This window comes from Altererythrobacter sp. (assembly GCF_050299635.1).
Taxonomy (GTDB): Bacteria; Pseudomonadota; Alphaproteobacteria; order Sphingomonadales; family Sphingomonadaceae; genus Erythrobacter.
The window spans coordinates 1-21,350 of the sequence record NZ_JBNKWF010000008.1 but is presented as its reverse complement, the minus strand read 5'-3'; the positions used below and the strand labels follow the sequence as shown (position 1 = coordinate 21,350).

Sequence of the window (21,350 nt, the reverse complement as noted above, 5' to 3'; positions counted from 1 at the left end):
AACTGACGCTGATTCCCCAAAGCGTCACCAAACCGTGACGGGGACGTCACAGAACGATGCCATTGACCGTGGGCGAGGTGAACAGCTTCGCAAAGGCGCTGACCATGGTCGAATCCCGATTTCCGCCGATCCCCGCTCCCGGCAATGTCGCGAGCTTTCCCGCTCCCAAACCCGCCGTGCCCGAGCGGGTGCTGGGTGAGCGCCGCAGATATCGCACGATCTGGATCAGCGATGTCCATCTGGGCACCAGGGGTTGCAATGCGCAGCTGCTGATCGACTTTCTCGACCACACCGACAGCGAGACCATGTATCTGGTCGGCGACATTATCGACGGCTGGCGGCTCAAGAAGAAGTTCTATTGGCCGCCCGAGCACAATGACATCGTCTGGAGGATTCTGAAACGCGCCAGGCGCGGCACGCGGATCGTCTATATTCCCGGCAATCACGACGAGATGATCCGGCCCTTTGCAGGCATGAATTTCGGCGGGGTCGAGATTCAGCGTGCCGCTTTTCACGAAACCGCTGATGGACGCCGGCTGATGGTGCTGCATGGCGACGAGTTTGACACGATCATGCTGGCGCATCGCTGGCTCGCCTTCGTCGGCGATGCGCTCTACCATCTGATGATGGGGCTCAACGTCTGGGTCAACCGCGTGCGCCGCTGGTTCGACCTGCCCTATTGGTCGCTGTCGAAGATGGCCAAGCACAAGGTCAAGAACGCGGTCGAATTCATCTCGCGCTATGAAGAGATCGTGGCGCGTGCAGCGGGCGAGCGCGGCGTCGACGGCGTGGTTTGCGGCCATATCCATACCGCTGAGATTCGCTCGTTCGCCCAAGATGGCCGGTCGATTGAGTATTACAATGATGGCGACTGGGTGGAAGGTTGCAATGCGCTGGTCGAACATTTCGACGGGCGCATGGAGTTGCTTCACTGGCCCGACGAGGTTGCGCGCCGCGATACCGGCCAGTCTGGCGAAGAGGCCGCGCCGCAAGAAGGGCTGGAGGCTGCGTGATCCATCACGGCCCTTTCCCTGATCCCGCCGAGCGCACTCCGGTGCCCTGGCCGCAACATATCGCAATCGTCAGCGACGCCTGGTTGCCGCAGATGAACGGAGTGGTGCGAACGCTTTCCACGACCCGCGATGTCCTGCGCGGCTGGGGGCACCGGGTCGATATCGCCTCTCCCGACCAGTTCCTCTCTATCCCCTGCCCGACCTATCCCGAGATCCGGCTGGCCTTGGCGATGCCCGGCGCTGTGGGACGGCAGCTCGCCCGGCTCGCGCCCGATGCGATTCACATCGCGACCGAGGGGCCGCTGGGCTTTGCCGCGCGCCGTTTTTGCCTCGCCAGGGGAATCCCCTTCACCACCGCATACCACACCCAGTTCCCCGAATATCTGGCCAGGCGCACCGGGCTCTCGCCCCGCCTGTTCTGGCGCTATATCCGCTGGTTTCACCGCCCGGCCGAACGGGTCATGGTGGCAACGCAGAGCATTCGCGACGATTTGCGCGCGCACGGGATTGCCAATCTCCACCACTGGGGTCGAGGGGTCGATCTCGCCTGTTTCACGCCCGATGCGCCGCCGCCGCCCGAATTCGATGTCCTGCCGCGCCCGATCCAGCTTTATGTCGGCCGCGTTGCGGTGGAGAAGAACCTCGAGGCGTTTCTTTCAGGCGCCTATCCGGGCAGCAAGGTCGTGGTTGGCGATGGACCGGCGATGGAACAGCTGACAGCGGCCTTCCCCGAAGCGCATTTTCTGGGCCGGCGTTCGGGCCGCGAACTGGCAGGCTGCTACGCGGGGGCGGACGTTTTTGTCTTCCCCAGCAAGACCGACACATTCGGCCTCGTCCTGATCGAAGCGCTGGCTTGCGGCACACCGGTGGCGGGATTTCCGGTTCCCGGACCGAAGGATATCGTGACCGAAAAGACCGGCGCGCTGTCGGAGGATATCGATCGCGCCATCGCGGCGGCGGTCTTCTGCGAGTCGCGCGATTGCGCAGATTACGGCGCGAGCTTCAGCTGGGAGGCTGCGACCCGCCAGTTCCTGAGCGGACTGGAAAAGGTCGAGCCGGAAGGTGTCGGAGCGATGGCTCTGGCCCCGGCCTGACTGCGCGGCTGACGTCTTAGCTGTCGTCGCCCCAGCCCCCGTCATCCTCATCATAGCTGTCAAAGCCGTTGGTGTCGTCCATCGGTTCGCCATAGGCCTGCGCATCCGCTTCGGGATCGCTCATCGGATCCGCTGAATTGTCGCCGTCGGCATTTCCCCAATCAGATGAGCTGTCTTCCGATTCTCCAAACAGCAGCGTCTCGTCGGCATTCGCCAGCATCGATTCTGGATCGTCGAGCTTGTCCCATTTTTGCACTGCGATCGCCAAGGAACCGAGCGTGCCTTCCACTGCGTCCAGCTCTGCTCGACCGGCGCTGCCCATATTCTTGGCATGTGCCCACGCGAGCAGCTGCTTTTGCAACATTTTCTCAGCTTTTCTTTCGCTCAGATATTCGGTGCCCTTGGCTCCGGCGCGAGTCACGTAGGGCAGGTCGAGCGTTACGCTGATATGTGAGCCACCCTCGCCATTTTCGGCAATCGCAAAATCGAGCGTTCCGTCGCTATATTCTCCACCAGGGATGACGAATCGTACCGAACCATCCTTTCCGCCTTCTTTGTGGATGGGATTGACGCCCAGCGCAGATGCCAGCAAATTGCCGTCAAGCGATGACAGGGCTCTAAGGCTTTCGTTTGGGGAAGCGGCGACGTCGATGGTGAAATCCTCACCCGATCCAAAGTCACAGCCTGCCAGCAACAGTGCGGCCGAAATGGCCAATATGTTCCTGAAAATGCTCACTTCATCCCTCTAACCAGCGAACTTCTCGTAATGCTTAACGGGCACGATTTAACAAAACATTTGCCGCTAGGTACCTCATGTCCTATCTAGGGTCTGCAGCGGCCGCTCCGGAAGGGGCGGCCCTTCTATTTTGAATGGAGTTTTCCAATGGCCCAGCCAACCCCGCTGATGCCGCATGCCACCGCCACCTGGCTGGTCGACAACACGGCACTGTCGTTCGAACAGATCGCCGAGTTTTGCGGCCTGCATATCCTGGAAGTGCAGGCGATGGCAGATGATCTGGCCGGCAGCAAATATACCGGCCGCGATCCGGTTCATTCGGGCGAGCTGACTCAGGAAGAGATCGAGCGCGGCCAGGCCGATGCCACCTACTCGCTCAAGATGCAGAAGGCGCCGGTCGAGGTTACGCGCACCAAGGGCCCGCGCTACACGCCGGTTTCGAAGCGCCAGGACAAGCCCGATGGCATCGCCTGGATCCTGCGCAGCCACCCGGAAGTGTCCGATGCGCAGATTTCCAAGCTGATCGGCACCACGCGCAACACGATTACCGCGATCCGCGAGCGCTCGCACTGGAACATCCAGAACATCCAGCCGAAGGATCCGGTGACCCTGGGTCTGTGCTCTCAGCGCGAGCTCGATGCGGTGGTCGCCAAGGCGGCCAAGCGCGCCGGTGTGACCGAGGGTGAAGCGGCGCCGGTCGACGAGCGCAGCGACAAGGAAAAGCTGATCGAGGAGCTGCGTGCCGAACGCGAGGCCAACGTCAAGGCTGCCGCCGAAGCTGCACAGGAAGCCGAAGCCGAAGCATGGCTCGAAGCCAAGCGTGCGGAAGAAGCGGCAGAAGCCTCCGAATCCGGCGAATAATTCCGGCCCCTTGCGCTTCATTTGCTTGTGCAGCGAGTGGCCTTGCGCCATTCTGCTGACATGGATGTAAATAGGGCGCATTATCATCACCCCTTGCCATGGGATTCGAGCTTCGAGCCCCTGGCGCTACCCGATATGCTGGCTGCGACCACGCGTCGCCAGCCTGAGGCACCGCTGATCGACTTCTTCGGGCGGCGCTATTCCTATGCCGACGTATGGCAGGAAGCGCGGCGTTTCGCAGCAGGCCTGCAAGCGCGCGGCGTGGAGAAGGGCGACCGGGTCGGCCTGTTCCTGCCCAATGTGCCGATCTATGTCGCCGCCTATTACGGCGCGATGCTGGCAGGCGCGGTGGTGGTCAATTTCTCACCGCTCTACACCGTCGAGGAGCTGAGCCAGCAGGTCGAAGATTCGGGCACAACGATACTGGTGACGGTCGATGTCGCGGCACTGCTTGGCGCTGCCGTTGCTGTGCTCGACAGCAGCCCGCTGGAAGCGCTGGTCGTTGGGCGGCTGGGTAATATGCTGCCGCCGCTCAAGCGGGTTGCGTTGAAGCTGTTCGGGCGCAAGCAGGTTGCGCCCTTGCCTTTACGCAATGACGTGGTCGATTGGAGCGCGTGCCTGTCATCGGGTGAGCCCGTGCCGGTCGCGCTGGACCCCGCAACCGACCTTGCCCTGCTGCAATATACTGGCGGTACCACCGGGCGGCCCAAGGGGGCGATGCTCACCCACGCCAACCTGTCGGTCAACGCGCAGCAGGTCGATGCGATCGACCCTTTTGACCGCAGCGAGCCCGATGTGATCCTGGGCGCGCTGCCACTGTTCCACGTCTTCGCCAACACGGCCGTACTCAACCGTACCGTGCACAAGGGCGGCTGCATCGTCATGCTGCCGCGCTTCGTGCCGAAACAGGTGCTGAAAGCGATCCGCCGTGCGCGCCCGACCAGCTTTCCCGGCGTGCCGACCATGTTTCAGGCCCTGATCGACTTGGGGACCGATGCCGGCGGCGTGAACAGATCGGGTTTCGCTTCGCTCAAGGTCTGCATATCGGGCGGCGCTCCCTTGCCTGCACCTTTGCGCGAGCGTTTCGAGGAATTGAGCGGTGTGCGGCTGGTCGAAGGATACGGCCTGACCGAGTCGAGTGGGGTCGTCTCGGTCAATCCCTATCAGGGCAAACGCCAGCCCGGCACGATCGGCCAGGTTCTGCCCCAGACGTTCGTGCGGTTGGTTGACAAGGAAGATGCGACCCGTCCCGCGCCCGAAGGCGAGCCGGGCGAACTGGTGATCTCGGGGCCGCAAGTGATGCAGGGCTATTGGAACCGGCCCGATGACGCCGCCACGGCCTTCACGGAAATCGAGGGCGAGAACTGGCTTCGCACGGGCGATATCGCCACGATCGACAAGGAGGGTTTCATTGCCATTGTCGATCGCAGCAAGGACATGATCGCGGTAGGCGGTTTCAAGGTCTTCCCCAGCGAAGTCGAGAAGATCCTGCTGGAGAATGCGGCGATCAAGGAAGCGCTCGTGCTGGGCCTGCCCGACAAATACAGCGGCGAAACGGTGAACGCCTATGTCACGCTGTCAGCCGAGGCCGCTGCAACGCAGAGCGAGTTGCTATCCTGGGCCAATGCGCGGCTGGGCAAGCATGAGCGGCTCGCTTCGCTGACCATACGCGAGGAACTGCCCAAGACGATGATCGGCAAGCTCGACCGCAAGGCGCTCAAGGCTGAAGTGCAGGGCGAGAGCGAGAGTTAGCGCCCGCACAGATAAAAAGGGCGCACCCTGCGGCACGCCCTTCTCCTCTCAAACCTGTAAAAAGGCTGCTAGCCGGCCAGGCTCAGCTTGGGCTCGTCGCCCGGCGAAGTCGGCTTGTCATCCGGTGAAGCCGGTGCGGCAGGGGTATCGGCAGCGCGGCGGTTCGGCATCGAATGCGCGAAGCGGCCTTCAACCTGAGCGCCCTGTTCGATCGTCAGCGCGTCATATTGCACATCGCCTTCGACATGCGCGCTGCGCAGCACGACAAGCTCGCGCGCCTTGATCGATCCGGCAACCTTACCGCCGATCCGGGCGGTTTCGGCCTCGATCCCACCGATGATGGAGCTGGTTTCGCCCTGGACGAGCGAAGCGCAGGCAATGTCGCCTTCAATCGTGCCGTCGACATGCAGATCTGCCGAAGCGGAAATGTCACCCTTGATGCTCACATCCGGGCCGATAACGGAAAAGGTGGAATTGCCGTTGCGCGATGCCATTGGGGTCTCCGATCTAGCGTTTCGCGAGCTGGGGGATTCGGCGGACTTCTTTGAGAACATCGGGTGCCTTCTCCAGGAACAGGCGCGGATTGACCGCACGGTTGTTGATACGCACCTCGAAATGGAGGTGTGGACCGGTCGAGCGGCCGGTGCTGCCGATCGCGCCAATCACGTCACCCGAGGCGACCTGCTGCCCCACGCGCGCATGGAACTTGGACATATGGGCGTATCGGGTCAACAGACCGTTACCGTGGCTGACTTCGACCACTTTGCCATAGCCCGACTTGCGGCCGACAAAGCTGATCCGGCCCTTCGCTGCAGCGTAGATCGGCGAGCCGATCCGGCCCTTGAAATCGAGCCCGCTGTGCATTGCAGGACGCCTGGTGAACGGGTCGCGGCGAATGCCATAGCTCGAAGTGACCATTTCGCCATTGGTCGGGAGGACCTGCGGAACCGAATCGAGGCTCCGCTCAAGCGTGTTCATCCGGGCGAGGCTGAGGCCAAGCCGCTCGAAACGCGGATCGAGATCGCCATTGGCCGAAGTTGCAAGGATCTCCAGCGGGCCACCCATTGCCTGGCGTTCGGCGTTGCGCAGCATGGCGCGTGGATCGAGCCCAAGTTCGATCATCGCGTGTTCGGCGCGCTTGGCGCGGCGATCTGCGTAGCGGGTCAGCCGTTCAACGAATGCAAGCTGGCGAGCTTCGATCTGGGCGAGCGCCGTCGCTTCCGGGATCGAAGCGCTGACTTTCTTGATGGTGGATGCTGTCTCGTTTGACGAATCTGTAACCGTGCCTTTCGAACGGATATCGTCCGGCAGGGATTGGGTCATCTGTTCGAGGAACTCCTGGCGCTTGACCAGATCTTGCGCCACGGCGTCGATATCGTGGCGATAGGCATCGACTCTTTCGCTGGCGGTGGCGACGCGCGCTTCGCGTTCGATCAGCGAAAGCCGGTCTGCCTGCGCGCGGTATTGAACCCAGGCCATGCCTGCCATCGAGATGCCCCATCCCGCCAGCAGCGCAAGCGTGACGATAGCCGCGCCGATCTGCAATCGCGATGAAATCTTGATGAAACGGACCTGGCCCTGCGATCGCATGAAGAACTCGCGATCCGGAAACCAGTTGCGCAAGCGGACTCCCCAGCCGCTGGCGGATAGTTCTTTTCTCAAAACGACCCCTCTGGTGTTCGTTTTTTTGACCCGACGGTTGGCTATCAAAGGCAGGTTAACAGGTCGATTCGATGAAGCGGAGTTAGGGGCGAAACGAAGGAGTCACGCGACGAAGCGTTCAAACGGCTCGTATGGTTAACATTTTGTGGCCTGGCGTTTAGGTAGTTTGGCCTTTTTCAGTGCCCCTCAGCCACTGTTCAAGCATGCGGGATTCGCAACGGAATCGGCGCAGGATCCTCCAGGGATTTGGACGCTGACAGGCCCGCCTCCTGCTGCTAGAGGCTCCGGCATGGCCAGTGCAGCAACCAGAACGGATATTGATCCCCAGACGCTTGTGGAAACGCTAGCGAAAGCGGGGCGCGCGGCTCAGCGCCAACTCGCCGCCATGCCGAGCGAGGCGAAAGCCGCATCTTTGCGCAAGGGTGCGGCTGCTCTGCGCGCCGACGCCGCAGCGATTCTGGCGGCCAATGCCTGCGATCTTGCAGCGGGCGAGGCCAATGGCCTCACGCCAGCTATGCTCGATCGGCTCAAACTCGATGAAGAGCGGCTGGAAGCGATTGCGGCCGGTGTCGAAGCTGTGGCCTCGCTGCCCGATCCGGTCGGCGAAGTGATCAATTCGGTCGAGCGGCCCAATGGCCTGCAACTGAGCCGGGTTCGCGTACCGATCGGACTGATCGGGATCATCTATGAAAGTCGCCCCAATGTAACCGCCGATGCTGCAGCGCTATGTGTGCGGGCAGGCAATGCGGCGCTGCTTCGCGGGGGCAGCGAAGCGGTCAATTCGAACCGCGCCATCCATGCCGCGCTGGTGCGCGGGCTTGCCGAAGGCGGCGTTCCCGAAGCGGCGGTACAGCTCCTGCCGACGCAGGACCGTGCCGCAGTGGGCGCGATGCTCGCTGCCGCCGGGCTGATCGACATGATCGTACCGCGCGGGGGCAAGGGCCTGGTCGAGCGTGTGCAGGCGGATGCCCGCGTACCCGTGCTCGCCCATCTTGACGGTATCTGCCACACCTATGTCCATTCCGCTGCCGATCCGGCGATGGCACGCGAGATCGCGGTCAATGCCAAGATGCGTCGCACCGGCATTTGCGGCGCGATGGAGACGCTGCTGATTGACACTGGCTTTGCCGATTCCTCGGGGCTGATTGGCGCTATGATCGAGGCGGGTTGCGAAGTGCGCGGGGATGCCCGCGCGCAGGCGCTCGACCCGCGGATTGGGCCTGCATCGGATGCGGATTGGGACACCGAGTATCTTGCCCCGGTCTTGTCGGTCGCGATCGTCGATGGTCTTGACGCGGCCATGGCGCATATCGCGAACCATTCTTCCAACCATACCGATGCCATTGTCACCTCGGATGACACGGCGGCGGCGCGTTTCCTGACCGAAGTCGATAGCGCGATCGTAATGCACAATGCCTCGACGCAATATGCCGACGGGGCCGAGTTCGGGCTGGGAGCGGAAATCGGTATCGCCACCGGACGTTTGCACGCCCGCGGGCCGGTCGCGCTGGAAGGGCTCACGACCTACAAATGGCTGGTTCGCGGTTCCGGCCAGGCGCGGCCCTGACCATACCACCTCCTTCTTGAAGGAATCGATCCCGATGAAATACAACCGTCTCGGCAATACCGGCCTGTTCGTATCGGAATTGTGCCTCGGCACGATGACATTCGGCGGAGAGGGGATCTGGACCGCGATCGGCGAACTCCAACAGGAGGATTCGACCGCGCTCGTCCGCCGAGCGGTGGATGCAGGCATCAATTTCATCGATACCGCCAATGTCTATTCGAATGGGCAGTCGGAAAAGATCACCGGCCAGGCGCTCAAGGATCTGGGCCTCGCCCGGGACGAATATGTCCTTGCGACCAAGGCGCTCGGCCCGATGGGCGACGGGATCAATCAGCGTGGGGCATCTCGCTACCACCTGCTGCACGAGATCGACGCCAGCCTTGAACGGCTCGGGCTCGACCATGTCGATCTCTATCAGCTCCACGGCTGGGATCCGGTGACGCCGATGGAGGAAACGCTGCGGGCCTTGGAAGACATCGTCCGTTCGGGCCGCGCGCGCTATATTGGCGTGTCGAACTGGGCGGCCTGGCAGATCATGAAGGCGCTGGGCATTTCGAAGCAGCTGGGGATTGCGAGCTTCGCGTCGTTGCAGGCCTATTATGCGGTGGCCGCACGCGATCTCGAACGCGATGTCGTCCCGATGCTGGAAAGCGAAGGGCTCGGCCTGATGGTCTGGAGCCCGCTCGCCGGAGGCTTCCTCTCGGGCAAATACGCCCGTGAAGGCGAAACTGAGGGGCGGCGGGCAAGTTTCGACTTCCCGCCGATCGACAAGGATCGCGCCTATGACGCGGTCGATGTCATGCGCGAAATAGCCGAGGAAAAGGGGCGCAGCGTGCCGCAGATCGCGCTGGCGTGGTTGCTTGCCAAGCCCGCTGTAACCACGGTGATCGTCGGTGCGAAACGGATTGGCCAGCTCGACGACAACCTTGGCTCGGTCGACGTCGAACTTTCGGATGACGAAATGGCACGGCTCGATGCCTGCTGCCCTCTCCCGAGCGAGTATCCCGGCTGGATGGTCGAGCGGCAACGTAGCTATCGTTCCGGCGCACGCGCCGGCGAAGCTCCGAAGGAAGATTGAAGACTTGGCTGACGCCCCAATTCGCACCGGCCTCTTGGGCGGCAGCTTCAATCCGGCGCATGGCGGCCATCGCCGGATTACCCGCTTCGCAATCAAGGCGCTGGGACTGGATCAGGCCTGGTGGCTTGTTTCGCCCGGCAACCCCTTGAAACCAAAGCGGGGAATGGCTCCGTTGCCCGCGCGGCTGCGATCGGCGCAGGCACAGGCGCGGCGTGCGCCGATTGTCCCCACGGCAATCGAGCGCGAGCTTGGCACGCGCTACACGATAGACACTCTGCGTGCGCTCAAACGGCGCTATCCCAGGCGGCAATTCATCTGGCTGATGGGCTCCGACAATCTGGCGCAATTCCACCGCTGGCGCGATTGGCGCGGGATTGCCCGCACGATGCCGATTGCGGTCATTGCCCGGCCCGGCTATGATGCCCAGGCTATGGCGAGCCCCGCCATGGCCTGGCTCAGGCGCTATCGGGTGTCTGCCGCCAGTTTCAAAAGCAGGGGCAGATGGAGCGCACCGGCACTGGTGTTATTGCGTTTCGATCCTGATCCACGTTCGGCCACGGCCTTGCGCCGTGCCGCCCCGGATTGGGCTTCGCGCTATGACGGGTCAAGAATGAGAGATCCGCTCACGCACCATCTGATCATTTCACCGGAGGGTATATGAGACGCTGTGCAAGCGTTGCTCGTCCGTTGGATTTCAACCCCACAATCAGGAGACGTGAACCCGCCTATGCAACAGGCGCAATCCTTGTCGGCTGCAGCCGACTCCGCAAAATCCACCGCGCAAGCCATGGCCAAGTCTGACCGTTCGGCAGAGGCGCTGCACGCACTCGTGCTGGCGCAGCTTGACGACGATCAGGCGCAGGAGGTCGTCTCGATCCCGCTTGAGGGAAAGAGTTCGATCGCCGATCATATGGTGATCGCTTCGGGTCGTTCGACACGCCAGGTTGCGGCCATGGCGCAGAAACTGGCCGAAAAGATCAAACATGCGGGCTTCGGCCCGGTCCGGATCGAAGGGCTCCCGGCTGCTGACTGGGTGCTGATCGACGCTGGCGATGTCGTGGTCCACCTGTTCCGCCCCGAAGTCCGCAGCTTCTACAATCTGGAGCGCATGTGGGCCTTTGGAGACGGTGAAGCGGTGGCTGGAAATGCCTAGCGACTGACGTTTCGTCCTGGCGGCGCCGTGAGGCTCGCCGGGTGAGATTCGAAGTCGTTCGATCGAGGGGGCGAGCGGGCGCTGCTCCCGAACTGGCAATCGCGCGAGCGATCTGTCGTGAGAGAAGATTATGCTCCTGCATGTCATAGCGCGCGGAAAGATCGGCCGTTCTCCTGAGGCCGAGCTGGTCGCGCGTTACGAGAAGCGGCTCACCTGGCCGGTCAGGCACACCGAACTGCCAGAGACTGGCGGGCGCATCCCCGAACCGCAAACCCCGTGCAAGACGGTGCTGCTCGACGAGCGCGGCAAGCAACTCGGCTCCGAGGAGCTGGCCGAAATCCTCGGGCGCTGGCGGGATGATGGTATGCGCGAAGCGCGCTTTGTGATCGGTGCGGCGGACGGTCATTCACGCGACGAGCGGGCCGACGCCGACCTGTTGCTGGCATTCGGAAATGCGACCTGGCCGCACCTCCTGGCGCGCGCAATGCTGATGGAACAGCTCTATCGCGCAACGACGATCCTTGCCGGGCATCCCTATCATCGGGCAGGGTAGGCGCATGACCAGGCGCGCCGTCCCAATTCTGTCCTTTGCCGTGATTGGCTTGCTGGCCGCCGGGCTGGCAGGCTGGACGGACCCGCTGGATGCGCAGCGCATCTCGTCTTTCTCCAGTCCGAAGGAAGCCCGGGCGGAACTGGCGCGCGCGCAGGAACAATCCCGCAAGGCGCAGCTCCGTGCTGAAAAGCTTTCAGCAGAAGCGGCGGCTGCCGGTGAGGCGGCCGACAAATCGGCGCGCGAAGCGGCCGCCCTAGCGGCACGCATCCAGCAGACCGAGGCTGATCTTGCGGCTGGCGAAGCACGGCTGGCGCTGATCACCGACCAGAGGCGCCAGCTCGATGCCCGGCTGGCACGCAAGCAACAGCCATTGGTGCGCCTGATGGCGGCGCTGCAAAACATGGCGCGGCGGCCGCTGGCGCTCTCGGCTCTGCGGCCCGGCTCGCTCAAGGATACGGTCTATGTCCGTGCAGTGCTGGAGACCAGCATTCCGCAGATCCGCAAACAAACAGCCACGCTGCGCGGCGAACTTGCGCGCGGCAAGGAGCTTGAAGTGGAAGCGGGGCAGGCAGTTGCGGCGCTCCGCAGCGACGAGACAGAGCTCCTGCAGCGGCAACAGCAGCTTGCCACGCTGGCTACGCAACAACGCGCGGCTTCGCGCCAGGCCAGCGGGATCGCTCTGCGCGAAAACGATCGCGCTCTGGCGCTGGCGGAACAGGCGCGTGACCTCGACGATCTGGTTGGCACGCTCGATCAGGCGGGGCAGTTGAGGCGAGAGCTGGCATCGCTGCCAGGCCCGGTGCTTCGTCCGGCGAAACCGGGCGAGGCGGAGGTGGCGCTGGCCGGACCCACTCCCACGCCCACTTCCACCGCGCCGCCGGCCGGGCTGCAATTGCCTGTGGGGGGGCGCACGCTAAGCGGTTTCGGAGCAATCGATGCTGCAGGTGTCGTCAGCGACGGGATCACGCTTGCGCCGCGTAGCGGAGCGCAGGTGGTGGCACCGGCGGCAGGGCGCGTCCTCTTTGCGGGCGCCTATCGCGGCTTCGGCCAGATCGTCATCATCGAACATGCGAACGGCTGGACCAGCCTCGTCACCGGACTGGGAAGTACCGGTGTTGCAGTGGGGGACCATTTGGTCGGCGGCAGCCCGATCGGCAATGCTCCGGGCAGCAATCCGGCGATCACGCTGGAATTGCGGCGCGAGGGGGATCCGGTCAATCCGCTGCAATATATGGATTGATATCGGCCTTTTGTGGATTTGCGCGGGATTTCGCCTGGCCAATCTTCCAGAGGCCGGAATAGGCAAAGCTGCCCCGATCAGAGACGCCACCGGTGCTCTCATCTGGCGTTCAGCCGCCAAGCGCTATACATAGAGCGGAAACAGGAGCCTGCCTGAATATGAAACTCGCCGCCATTTTGCGTACCACCGCGCTCGTCACTGCGGTTGCGCTGATTCCCGCGACCACTGCCACCATGGCGCAGGTCGATGGCCGCGCCGGTCCGCAATTTGCGAAGCTCTTTGCGACCTACCAGCGGATCAAGGCCAATTATGTCGAGCCGGTCGATGACGACAAGCTGATCCGCGGAGCGATCGACGGAATGCTGGCATCGCTCGATCCGCATTCGGCCTATCTCGACGGCAGTTCGCTGCAACGGCTCGAGACGATGATCGACGGCAACTATTCGGGGCTGGGTCTTTCGGTCGTGCTGGACGAGGGCGCGGTCAAGGTGATCTCGCCCTTCCGCGGCAGCCCGGCGGAGAAGGCAGGCGTCAAGGCGGGCGACTATATCACCCACCTCGATGGCAAGCTGATCTACGGCGGCGATCTCGACGATGCCGTGGCGCAAATGCGCGGGCCCGCCGGCACTTCGATCAAGCTTACGATCTACCGCGTTGGACGCGACGAACCGCTGGAAGTTTCGGTGACCCGCGGCGTGATCGAACTTGAGCCGGTTTCCCATTCGCTTGAAGCTGGCAATATCGGCGTGATTACCGTCAACGAGTTCTCCGCCGATGTCGGCAGCGACGTGCTGACCGCGTGGAAGGAAATCCGCAAGGAAGCGGCGGGCCGGGTCAATGGGCTGGTGCTCGATCTGCGTTCGAACCCGGGCGGATCGCTTGATGAAGCGGTGGCGCTGAGCGATCTGTTCCTCGAAAAGGGGCGGATCGTCTCTCAACGTGGCCGCGCGCGCGGCGAAACGCTGCTCTACGATGCCGAAACCGTGTTTCGGGGCGATATGGCCGAAGGCCTCCCGCTGATCGTGTTGATCGATGCCGGTTCTGCCTCGGCTTCCGAAATCGTCGCCGGTGCGCTGCAGGATCACCGTCGGGCGCTGATCATGGGCGAGCGCAGCTTCGGCAAGGGCAGCGTACAGACGCTGCTTCCCCTGGGGCGCGACGCGGCGCTCAAGCTTACCACAGCACGCTACTATACGCCTTCAGGTCATTCGGTGCAGGAAGGCGGGATCAAGCCGGATATTTCCGTGCCGCAGTTGAGCGATCCGGACCTCGCCAAGCGCAGCAAATATGTCCTGCGCGAGAGCGATCTGAAGGGGCACCTTGTCAACGAGCTGGATCTCGAAGACGAAGCCCTCGAGACCGACAAGCAGGTCGATCCGCGCTTCAAGCTGACGGCGGAAGAACTCGAAAAGCAGGGAATCAAGGACTTCCAGTTGCATTATGCGCTCGATACCTTGCGCCGCACTGCGCCCTCTGCAGTGGCCCTGCGCGATTGATCTGCTAGGCGCGGTCACATGAGTATCAGCCCTTCCGTCCGCAAGGCGCAGGCCCTCGCCATCGCATTGCCCGCAGCTTTGCTGGGCGGGGCTTATATCTCGCAATATGTGTTCGGCCTTTTCCCGTGCGAGCTGTGCTGGTGGCAGCGTTACCCGCATTTTCTCGCGCTGGCGCTGGCTCTGCTTTCGTTTGTCGCGCCGCCGCGCCAGCTCTGGATCGGATTCGCCGCACTGGCGATCATTGGTTCGGGCGTGATCGGCGGTTATCACGCCGGGGTCGAATATGGCTGGTGGGAAGGGCTGACCGCCTGCACCGCCACCGTCGATATGGGTGCCAATCCGCTCGATGCGATCATGAACGCGCCGATGGTGCGCTGTGACCAGGCGCAATGGACCTTGTTCGGAATTTCGCTCGCTGGATGGAACTTCCTCATTTCCTGCGCCGGCGGTATTGCCATCCTGGCCCTTCTCGGGCGAAAGCGGGCGGCATGACGAAAGACGAAATCGACCGCATGATTCGCGTGGATCAGGCCGGCGAATTCGGCGCGACCCGGATCTATGCCGGGCAACTCGCCGTAATGGGCGACCGGGGGCCGCATTCGCGCGAGATTGCGCATATGGCGGAGCAGGAAGTGGGCCATCGCGAACGCTTCGATGCCATGATGGCGGATCGCGGTGTGCGGCCTACCGCGCTGCAGCCTTTCTGGTCAGTGGCCGGCTATGCGCTGGGCGCCGCGACAGCCCTGATCGGGCCGGAAGCGGCAATGGCCTGCACTGCCGCGATCGAGACCGAGATCGACCGGCACTATTCGGACCAGCTTGACCGTTTGCAGGAGACCGGAGCCGACCCCGAATTGGCAGGCATGATCCATGAGTTTCGCGAGGACGAACGTGAGCACCGTGATGCCGCGCTCGCTGCCGGAGCGGAAAGGGCACCCGCCTATCCGCTGCTTTCGGGCGCGATCCGATTGGGCTGCCGCGCCGCGATCAGGCTGGCTGAACGAATTTGAATCCTGCCCTGAGGAACCTGTTGGGGCTTTCCCGCGCTTCATATAGAGTTCACCGGGTTCGGGGCCTAATATCCCGGCCTACAACGCATTGGATGGAAAATTTCATGAAACGCCTTGCTGCCGCCCCTGCTTTCGCTTCCGCCATACTGCTTTCCGGGCTTGCCGCTGCTGTGCCGGCCGCCGCGCAAGAAGACGCTGGAGACAAGGTGAACATGGTGATCGTCTATGGTGAGGATGCATGCCCGCAGCCCGCTGATGGAGAGATCACGGTTTGCGCGCGCAAGGCCGAAGATGAGCGTTTTCGTATTCCGGAAAACCTGCGCACCAGCGACAGCGCGGCGAACACAGCCTGGACCCGGCGTGTCGAGAGTTATGAGATGGTAGGCGATTTCGGCGCTCTGTCCTGCGACCCGGCCGGAGCTGGAGGCTTCACGGGCTGTACACAGCAGATGATCAATGCGGCCTATGCCGACAAGCGCGAAGGATCGGATGTGCGCTTCAGCCAGCTGATCGAAGCGGCGCGGGCAGAGCGGCTTTCGACTATCGACGCCGATGCGGCAGCCGAACAGGAGCGCGTCGAGCAGATCGAGCGCGAATATATGGAGCGGCTGGAGCGCGAACGGAAGGGCCAGCTTCCGGGCGAAGTCGCGGCTCCAGCGCAGAGTGACGCAGCAGTTGCCGAACCCGTGAACGAGGAAGCGCAGCCGGAACCGGAAGGTGACGGCGAAGGCTAAGCCTGACGCGCCGGGCCAGGCAGCTTCTAACTAGAGCGTCCAGTCGGGCGCTTCGAGCACGCCCTTGATGTCGGCAAGCCTACCACCCTCATTGAGCAAGCCGCGCAGCGTGGCTGTTCCCGCCTCAATATAGGCTTTGTGCGGTACGGCCAGCACGACCAGATCGTAGCTGCGCTGCATCGCTTCCGGATCGAGTTCGACACCATATTCTTTCTTTGCGTCGGCGGGATCGGCCCTTGGATCGTGCAAGGTCACGGAGTGCCCAAGCCAGCGGAGGCGTTCGGCCAGCGCAAATACTTTCGAATTGCGCAGATCGGGCAGGTCCTCCTTGAAAGTAACGCCCAGGATCAGAGTTTGCGCGGGGCGCGACTGCATCAGGCTGTGCAGCCGGTCGGCGATCCAGCCAGCCATGCCGTCATTGATGCCGCGACCGGCGAGGATGACCTTGGGGTCATGGCCCAGCTGTTCTGCGCGATGCGCCAGGTAATAGGGGTCGACACCGATGCAGTGCCCCCCGACGAGGCCGGGAGAGAACGGCAGGAAGTTCCACTTGGTCCGGGCAGCGTCCAGCACGTCCCACACGGAAAGATCCATTGCGCCGAAGATTTGCGCAATCTCGTTCATGAAGGCGATGTTGATATCGCGCTGGGCATTCTCGATCACCTTGGCGGCTTCCGCGGCCTTGATCGATTGGGCGCGGAACACTCCGCCGCTGGTGATCGCACCATATAGCGCGGCGACCTTGTCGAGCACTTCAGGCGTCTGGCCGGAGACAACCTTGGTGATCTTGTCGACCGTATGCTCTCGATCTCCCGGATTTATCCGTTCCGGGCTGTAAGCGAGAAAGAATTCCTCCCTGCAGGTGAGGCCGGACGATTCTTCCAGGATCGGGCCGCAGATATCCTCCGTCACGCCGGGATAGACCGTGCTTTCGTAGATCACGGCCGGAATTCGACCCTGTGCCCTGGCAGCCTTCAGCAATGGGCCTACAGTCCGCGAGGCCGATTTGAGGAGTGAGAGATCGGGATTGTTGCCAGCGTCGATCGGGGTAGGCACCGCGACAATGTAGAAGTTTGCCGGCGGGCATTTGGATGGGTCCGAAACCAGGTACAGCGGGCTGGCGCTCAATCGCGCTTCGTCGATTTCGCCCGTCCGGTCATAACCTTGCTCAAGTTCGCCGACCCGGCGCGCATCGGTGTCGAAGCCAGTGACTTCGAACCTGTCGGCCAAGGCGATGGCCAGCGGAAGGCCGACATAGCCGAGGCCGATCACAACAATCGAATTGTCGCCGCTGGCACCCGTCGACATCTTGATCCCCCTGGCCCCTGTCCGGGCCGGAATGTCTAGCGGCAAACGCGCCTTCGAGAAAGGCGCGCCCGCCCGTCATGTCGGAGATTGCAATGATTTAACCGGGATACCAACACGGCGCGGTCTGTTGGCAGGTCCTCAGACTTCGTAATAGTCGCGATACCAGGCGACGAAGCGGCGGATTCCCTCGCGCACGCTTGTTTGCGGAGTGTATCCGGTCAGTTCCTTCAGCAGAGTTGCGTCGGCCCAGGTTGCCGGCACGTCGCCCTTTTGCATCGGCATGAAGTTCTTCACCGCCTCGCGGCCGCATTCCGCTTCGATCGCCTCGACGAAATCCATCAGCCGAACCTTGTCGCTATTGCCGATATTGACCACGCGAAATGGAGCCGCGGGCGAGAGACTGTCGTAGGGTGCGATATCGTCCTTGCTCTCTGGACGCTCGGGCGCCGCGTCGATGAGCAAGCGGATCCCGCGCACCAGATCGGTGACATAGGTGAAATCGCGATACATCTCGCCATTGTTGTAGATGTCGATCGGCGTGCCTTCGAGGATCCCCTTGGTGAACTTGAACAGCGCCATGTCCGGGCGGCCCCACGGCCCATAGACGGTAAAGAAGCGGAACATGGTGGTCGGCAGGTTCCACAGATGGGCGTAGGAATGGCCCATCGCTTCGTTCGCCTTCTTGGTCGCTGCGTAGAGCGTGAGCTGCGTGTCGCATTTCTCGCGCTCGTTGAACGGCATGTCTTCATTCGCGCCATAGGCCGAACTGGTCGAAGCCATCAGTAGATGCTCGACCTTTAATTCGCGCGCGCATTCCATCACGTTGAAAGTGCCGACCAGATTGGCATCGATATAGGCGCGTGGGTTCTCGAGGCTGTAACGAACGCCCGCTTGCGCTGCGAGGTGGACGATCACGTCTGGTTTTTCAGCCATCGCCAGTGCGTGGAGTTTCTCGAAATCTTCCAGCATCCCGACATGTGCGCTGAAATGCTGGTTCTGGAGCAGCATCTGATGGCGCCGTTCTTTCAGGCGCACGTCGTAATAATCGGTCATCCCATCATAGCCGACGACGGCAAAGCCGTCCTCGAGCAGCAGCTGTGCGAGGTGGTAGCCGATAAAGCCGGCTGTTCCGGTGATGAGTATCTTTTTCAACGTGCTTCCTTGTCTACGGTCTGCACGACTATTTCGCGCCGATGCCCTGCACGACCACGCGGAGGGTCTTGAGTGCGATCAGGATATCGAGCCACAGCGACAGGTTTTTGACGTAGTAGAAGTCGAAGCGGAGCTTGGCCTTGACCGAATCCAGGTCGGCGACGTGCCCCTGATTGACCTGCGCCCAGCCGGTAATTCCAGGGCGAACGATATGGCGGTAGGAATAGAAGGGGATTTCGGCCTCGTACCAGTCCGCCAGCTCTCGAGCTTCCGGTCGCGGACCGATCCAGCTCATCTCGCCGAGCAGGATGTTCCATACTTGCGGCAGTTCATCCAGCCTGACCTTGCGCAGGAAGCGCCCGGTCCGGGTGATGCGATTGTCGCCATCCTTGGTGATGGTCTGTTCGCGCCGAGCGTGTTCGTCAGTTTCGTGATCGACGACCCGCATCGTCCGGAACTTGACCATCTCGAAGGATTCGCCGCGAAAGCCGACCCGCTGTTGCTTGAACAGAATGGGGCCGGGAGAGTCGAGCTTCACCGCCAGGGCAATCAGTCCGAGCGCTGGAACGAGAAACGGGCTCAGGGCAACCGAGAAGACGACGTCCGACACTCGCTTCAAGGCACGATAGGGCAGGTTCGGAATCAGCGATCCCAACTCGTTCTCTCGCAAGTGATTGATGCTGACCTGTCCGGTGATTGCCTCTTCGAGCAGGCGATAGTGATAGACAGGGATGCCCTGCAGCGCAGCCTTGGCAAACAGCCGCTCCCATTCGGGCGAATGGTCTGTGTGAAGGTCCGCAACGATCGATCCGGCCACCGCTCGTTCTTCGATTAGCTTGTCGAGTTGATCAACCGACTTTGCCCTTTCGAAGCCGGAATGTTCAAACAGGGATTCTACGTCTCCGACCGGCACGACATAGTGCCGCAGATTGGGGCTGGCATGGCGGATCCTGGCGGTGACGAGATAGCTGATGGCCAGGGTCGCCAAGGCGCAGGGAACATAGAGCGTTACCGAAAACGGCGCGCGCGCAAGGCTGACTATAGCCAGCAGCGCGCCGAAACACGCCAGATTTACGGGCAAGACATAGGACAGGAGCCGTGCGCGAGCGTAAGTGCGCAACCGGCGCATGCTGTACCAACAGGCCGCATTGCAGGCGGCAAGTTCCGCCAGAAACAGGCGGATGCTTTCCGAACTAAGCGGAATACCCCGCAATGCCGACCATATGATCGCGGGAATGGCGATGCCTACGGTCAGGTAAAATGCCAGCTGTTCCGCCACGCCCATGAGCGGCGCCGACTTGGCAGTCGCGAGCGGGACGGGGGGGCGCTTCATAACTCTGTAGATTCCAAGGTAATGTGTGTTTTGGCGATGGCCGTTGGCGCCGATTAGATCGGATCGGGAACAATCACAACATCAAGTGGCTCTGCGCTAACTCACCATGCGCAGATCGGTGCGCGGCATTGATACGCGGGTCTTCTTGCCCATGACATCCAGCAACACCCATGCGCGTTGTTCGGGCGCGAGGCGTTCCACCTGTCCGACGAAGCCCACCAGTGGACCATCGGCAATGCGCACTACGTCGCCATCGGACATCTCAAGGCTAGGCCGTATCGTGCCATCCTCTCTGGCGCGGGCAAGGAGCTCGTCCACAATTTCCGTCGGTACCGGTGCAGGCTGCTGCCCGAAGCAGACGAGCCCGGCAACGCCCTGGGTTGAGCGTATGGCCCGCCAGGGTGCGGAGTCAGGATCGAATGCGACAAACAGATATCCTGGGAAATATGGCCTTGTGGTCGTGACATAGCGCGTGCCGCGAGTGCGCGTTTCGCGCTCAAGTGGCAGGAAAGTCTTGAACTTTTGCCGTTCGAGGTTGCGCTGCGCAATCTGCCCGCAATTGGGCTTGATCTGCGCAAGATACCAAAGGTCTGTCTGTCTGTTAGAAGTCATCTTGGCCCGTGATCTCTCCGGCGAACGCTGCTCGGTTCCTATGCAAGTACAAAGCTGTTTCTCGCATGAATGCGACAGACTGCCCTGTACATATTATCGGCCGATCGCGAGTTGACGGCGCCAATCGGTCTGTGCAGAGGGCAGCACGCTGCAGCAATCAAAATTGGCTTTGCGTATCGCATGCACAATGCTAGCGTTCAAAATTGAACGATGCAAATGCGTCTTCAAAATTGCAGCTTCCCGATCACCCGGTGCCAGCGATCAGCAGGTGCCGTGCGGTAGCCTGCGGGCCGTATTTTCCAATGGTGGGCAGGCGAACAAAACTCAAGGAAGACACTCGCTTTCGAGTGTTGCGTCTGCTCGAGGAAAACCCTGAGATGTCGCAGCGCGAATTGGCTGAGGCAGTGGGTATCAGCGTTGGCAGCGCGCATTATGTCCTCAATGCCCTGATCGAACGTGGAATGGTGAAGCTCGGCAATTTCAGCGCCTCACAGGACAAGCGGCGCTATGCCTATTTCCTGACGCCCAAAGGCGCGGCCGAAAAGGCGGCGATCACCGGACGGTTCCTGGCGCGAAAGCTTGAGGAGTATGAGGCGCTGAAGCGGGAAATCGATGAGCTCAAGGGTGAGGTGGGGGAGAGTCTTGGTTCGAACGGGGCGGCGACTGAGCCAAGCCAGGGACGGCATGACTGAATGGAATTCCGAATCCTCGATAGTTTGCGTTATCGGGAGTTGAGGAGCTTGGTTGTCACGCCTTACAGAAGCAATCCTCACTCACCTCGAAGCGCATAAGCACGCTACCTATTACGCGACTTGCCGAATATCATTCGCGCTGATTTCTAGAGATCAGAACGAATGACAGGCCTGCGGGTCTATCTGTACGGCTCGCAGACAATGTATGTCCCGAAGTCTAAACCTTTCCTGAGAAAGTGAACAATTAGAAGGCCGAGATGTCTCAACTCAAAGTTCATCTATCTCGAATCAGGGCCTACTTGGC

Annotated in this window: 22 protein-coding genes; 15 read left to right on the top strand and 7 right to left on the bottom strand. The window is 61.9% G+C overall.

Annotation, left to right across the window (positions count from 1 at the left end; translation table 11 throughout):
* The first annotated feature begins 104 nt into the window (after positions 1 to 104).
* The gene (locus ACQY6C_RS05755; RefSeq protein WP_427966353.1) at positions 105 to 1,013 is read left to right on the top strand and encodes a UDP-2,3-diacylglucosamine diphosphatase; all 909 of its coding nucleotides are present in this window, start codon (positions 105 to 107) and stop codon (positions 1,011 to 1,013) included.
* 92 nt (positions 1,014 to 1,105) lie between these two features.
* A complete protein-coding gene (locus ACQY6C_RS05750; RefSeq protein WP_427966351.1) occupies positions 1,106 to 2,107 on the top strand; it encodes a glycosyltransferase family 4 protein in 1,002 nt (333 codons plus the stop codon).
* Positions 2,108 to 2,123: 16 nt separating this feature from the next.
* On the opposite strand, the gene ACQY6C_RS05745 is transcribed toward ACQY6C_RS05750, so the two are convergent.
* Complete coding sequence (locus ACQY6C_RS05745; protein WP_427965988.1) at positions 2,124 to 2,843, bottom strand: hypothetical protein; 720 nt, start codon at positions 2,841 to 2,843, stop codon at positions 2,124 to 2,126.
* A 147-nt stretch (positions 2,844 to 2,990) separates the two neighbouring features.
* Here ACQY6C_RS05745 and ACQY6C_RS05740 point away from each other — a divergent pair, with 147 nt between their 5' ends.
* Positions 2,991 to 3,704 (top strand): DUF1013 domain-containing protein, encoded by a 714-nt coding sequence (locus ACQY6C_RS05740; protein ID WP_427965985.1) that lies wholly within the window; start codon positions 2,991 to 2,993, stop codon positions 3,702 to 3,704.
* Positions 3,705 to 3,764: 60 nt separating this feature from the next.
* Positions 3,765 to 5,456, top strand: a complete 1,692-nt coding sequence (locus ACQY6C_RS05735; RefSeq protein ID WP_427965983.1) for a long-chain-fatty-acid--CoA ligase — start codon at positions 3,765 to 3,767, stop codon at positions 5,454 to 5,456.
* Positions 5,457 to 5,524: 68 nt separating this feature from the next.
* Here ACQY6C_RS05735 and ACQY6C_RS05730 read toward each other — a convergent pair whose 3' ends face one another.
* Both ACQY6C_RS05730 and ACQY6C_RS05725 read right to left on the bottom strand, forming a co-directional pair.
* Entirely contained in the window at positions 5,525 to 5,950 is a 426-nt protein-coding gene (locus ACQY6C_RS05730; RefSeq protein WP_427965980.1) for a bactofilin family protein, read from the bottom strand.
* Between the two features lie 13 nt (positions 5,951 to 5,963).
* Complete coding sequence (locus ACQY6C_RS05725) at positions 5,964 to 7,046, bottom strand: M23 family metallopeptidase (RefSeq protein ID WP_427966348.1); 1,083 nt, start codon at positions 7,044 to 7,046, stop codon at positions 5,964 to 5,966.
* Positions 7,047 to 7,407: 361 nt separating this feature from the next.
* Between ACQY6C_RS05725 and ACQY6C_RS05720 the strand changes: the two genes are divergently transcribed.
* From ACQY6C_RS05720 to ACQY6C_RS05675, 10 genes are all read left to right on the top strand, one after another.
* Positions 7,408 to 8,685: a glutamate-5-semialdehyde dehydrogenase gene (locus ACQY6C_RS05720; protein ID WP_427965977.1), complete on the top strand. Its 1,278-nt coding sequence runs from the start codon at positions 7,408 to 7,410 to the stop codon at positions 8,683 to 8,685.
* Between the two features lie 34 nt (positions 8,686 to 8,719).
* Positions 8,720 to 9,763 carry an aldo/keto reductase gene (locus ACQY6C_RS05715; RefSeq protein ID WP_427965974.1) on the top strand — a complete coding sequence of 348 codons (1,044 nt, stop codon included), beginning with the start codon at positions 8,720 to 8,722 and terminating at the stop codon, positions 9,761 to 9,763.
* A 4-nt stretch (positions 9,764 to 9,767) separates the two neighbouring features.
* Positions 9,768 to 10,424 (top strand): nicotinate-nucleotide adenylyltransferase, encoded by a 657-nt coding sequence (locus ACQY6C_RS05710; RefSeq protein ID WP_427965972.1) that lies wholly within the window; start codon positions 9,768 to 9,770, stop codon positions 10,422 to 10,424.
* Between the two features lie 126 nt (positions 10,425 to 10,550).
* Positions 10,551 to 10,916, top strand: coding sequence for a ribosome silencing factor (gene rsfS / locus ACQY6C_RS05705; protein ID WP_427966345.1), 366 nt, complete (start codon positions 10,551 to 10,553; stop codon positions 10,914 to 10,916).
* A gap of 130 nt (positions 10,917 to 11,046) precedes the next feature.
* Positions 11,047 to 11,469, top strand: a complete 423-nt coding sequence (locus ACQY6C_RS05700) for a 23S rRNA (pseudouridine(1915)-N(3))-methyltransferase RlmH (RefSeq protein WP_427965969.1) — start codon at positions 11,047 to 11,049, stop codon at positions 11,467 to 11,469.
* Positions 11,470 to 11,473: 4 nt separating this feature from the next.
* Positions 11,474 to 12,709, top strand: a complete 1,236-nt coding sequence (locus tag ACQY6C_RS05695; protein WP_427965966.1) for a murein hydrolase activator EnvC family protein — start codon at positions 11,474 to 11,476, stop codon at positions 12,707 to 12,709.
* Positions 12,710 to 12,867: 158 nt separating this feature from the next.
* Positions 12,868 to 14,205 (top strand): S41 family peptidase, encoded by a 1,338-nt coding sequence (locus tag ACQY6C_RS05690; RefSeq protein WP_427965964.1) that lies wholly within the window; start codon positions 12,868 to 12,870, stop codon positions 14,203 to 14,205.
* 18 nt (positions 14,206 to 14,223) lie between these two features.
* Positions 14,224 to 14,697, top strand: a complete 474-nt coding sequence (locus ACQY6C_RS05685) for a disulfide bond formation protein B (RefSeq protein WP_427965961.1) — start codon at positions 14,224 to 14,226, stop codon at positions 14,695 to 14,697.
* Complete coding sequence (locus ACQY6C_RS05680; protein WP_427965958.1) at positions 14,694 to 15,215, top strand: demethoxyubiquinone hydroxylase family protein; 522 nt, start codon at positions 14,694 to 14,696, stop codon at positions 15,213 to 15,215. The genes ACQY6C_RS05685 and ACQY6C_RS05680 overlap by 4 nt, the downstream gene beginning before the upstream one ends.
* Before the next feature lie 104 nt (positions 15,216 to 15,319).
* Positions 15,320 to 15,949: a hypothetical protein gene (locus ACQY6C_RS05675; RefSeq protein WP_427965955.1), complete on the top strand. Its 630-nt coding sequence runs from the start codon at positions 15,320 to 15,322 to the stop codon at positions 15,947 to 15,949.
* A 30-nt stretch (positions 15,950 to 15,979) separates the two neighbouring features.
* Here ACQY6C_RS05675 and ACQY6C_RS05670 read toward each other — a convergent pair whose 3' ends face one another.
* The 4 genes from ACQY6C_RS05670 to nusG all read right to left on the bottom strand — a co-directional run bounded on the left by ACQY6C_RS05670 (position 15,980) and on the right by nusG (position 20,354).
* Positions 15,980 to 17,257: a nucleotide sugar dehydrogenase gene (locus tag ACQY6C_RS05670; RefSeq protein ID WP_427965952.1), complete on the bottom strand. Its 1,278-nt coding sequence runs from the start codon at positions 17,255 to 17,257 to the stop codon at positions 15,980 to 15,982.
* A 138-nt stretch (positions 17,258 to 17,395) separates the two neighbouring features.
* On the bottom strand, positions 17,396 to 18,409 hold the full coding sequence (locus ACQY6C_RS05665; protein WP_427965949.1) for a GDP-mannose 4,6-dehydratase: 1,014 nt from the start codon (positions 18,407 to 18,409) through the stop codon (positions 17,396 to 17,398).
* A 28-nt stretch (positions 18,410 to 18,437) separates the two neighbouring features.
* Positions 18,438 to 19,742 (bottom strand): exopolysaccharide biosynthesis polyprenyl glycosylphosphotransferase, encoded by a 1,305-nt coding sequence (locus ACQY6C_RS05660; RefSeq protein WP_427965946.1) that lies wholly within the window; start codon positions 19,740 to 19,742, stop codon positions 18,438 to 18,440.
* A gap of 96 nt (positions 19,743 to 19,838) precedes the next feature.
* On the bottom strand, positions 19,839 to 20,354 hold the full coding sequence (nusG, locus tag ACQY6C_RS05655; RefSeq protein WP_427965944.1) for a transcription termination/antitermination protein NusG: 516 nt from the start codon (positions 20,352 to 20,354) through the stop codon (positions 19,839 to 19,841).
* 302 nt (positions 20,355 to 20,656) lie between these two features.
* Here nusG and ACQY6C_RS05650 point away from each other — a divergent pair, with 302 nt between their 5' ends.
* On the top strand, positions 20,657 to 21,046 hold the full coding sequence (locus tag ACQY6C_RS05650; protein ID WP_427965941.1) for a MarR family EPS-associated transcriptional regulator: 390 nt from the start codon (positions 20,657 to 20,659) through the stop codon (positions 21,044 to 21,046).
* Positions 21,047 to 21,350: the final 304 nt, after the last annotated feature.

Coding starts and splice junctions, on each gene's coding strand:
- ACQY6C_RS05755 (WP_427966353.1), top strand. CDS start 105: ATGGTCGAATCCCGATTTCCGCCGATCCCCGCTCCCGGCAATGTCGCG.
- ACQY6C_RS05750 (WP_427966351.1), top strand. CDS start 1,106: ATGAACGGAGTGGTGCGAACGCTTTCCACGACCCGCGATGTCCTGCGC.
- ACQY6C_RS05740 (WP_427965985.1), top strand. CDS start 2,991: ATGGCCCAGCCAACCCCGCTGATGCCGCATGCCACCGCCACCTGGCTG.
- ACQY6C_RS05735 (WP_427965983.1), top strand. CDS start 3,765: ATGGATGTAAATAGGGCGCATTATCATCACCCCTTGCCATGGGATTCG.
- ACQY6C_RS05730 (WP_427965980.1), bottom strand. CDS start 5,950: ATGGCATCGCGCAACGGCAATTCCACCTTTTCCGTTATCGGCCCGGAT.
- ACQY6C_RS05725 (WP_427966348.1), bottom strand. CDS start 7,046: ATGCGATCGCAGGGCCAGGTCCGTTTCATCAAGATTTCATCGCGATTG.
- ACQY6C_RS05720 (WP_427965977.1), top strand. CDS start 7,408: ATGGCCAGTGCAGCAACCAGAACGGATATTGATCCCCAGACGCTTGTG.
- ACQY6C_RS05715 (WP_427965974.1), top strand. CDS start 8,720: ATGAAATACAACCGTCTCGGCAATACCGGCCTGTTCGTATCGGAATTG.
- rsfS (WP_427966345.1), top strand. CDS start 10,551: ATGGCCAAGTCTGACCGTTCGGCAGAGGCGCTGCACGCACTCGTGCTG.
- ACQY6C_RS05700 (WP_427965969.1), top strand. CDS start 11,047: ATGCTCCTGCATGTCATAGCGCGCGGAAAGATCGGCCGTTCTCCTGAG.
- ACQY6C_RS05695 (WP_427965966.1), top strand. CDS start 11,474: ATGACCAGGCGCGCCGTCCCAATTCTGTCCTTTGCCGTGATTGGCTTG.
- ACQY6C_RS05690 (WP_427965964.1), top strand. CDS start 12,868: ATGAAACTCGCCGCCATTTTGCGTACCACCGCGCTCGTCACTGCGGTT.
- ACQY6C_RS05685 (WP_427965961.1), top strand. CDS start 14,224: ATGAGTATCAGCCCTTCCGTCCGCAAGGCGCAGGCCCTCGCCATCGCA.
- ACQY6C_RS05680 (WP_427965958.1), top strand. CDS start 14,694: ATGACGAAAGACGAAATCGACCGCATGATTCGCGTGGATCAGGCCGGC.
- ACQY6C_RS05675 (WP_427965955.1), top strand. CDS start 15,320: ATGAAACGCCTTGCTGCCGCCCCTGCTTTCGCTTCCGCCATACTGCTT.
- ACQY6C_RS05670 (WP_427965952.1), bottom strand. CDS start 17,257: ATGTCGACGGGTGCCAGCGGCGACAATTCGATTGTTGTGATCGGCCTC.
- ACQY6C_RS05660 (WP_427965946.1), bottom strand. CDS start 19,742: ATGAAGCGCCCCCCCGTCCCGCTCGCGACTGCCAAGTCGGCGCCGCTC.
- nusG (WP_427965944.1), bottom strand. CDS start 20,354: ATGACTTCTAACAGACAGACAGACCTTTGGTATCTTGCGCAGATCAAG.
- ACQY6C_RS05650 (WP_427965941.1), top strand. CDS start 20,657: ATGGTGGGCAGGCGAACAAAACTCAAGGAAGACACTCGCTTTCGAGTG.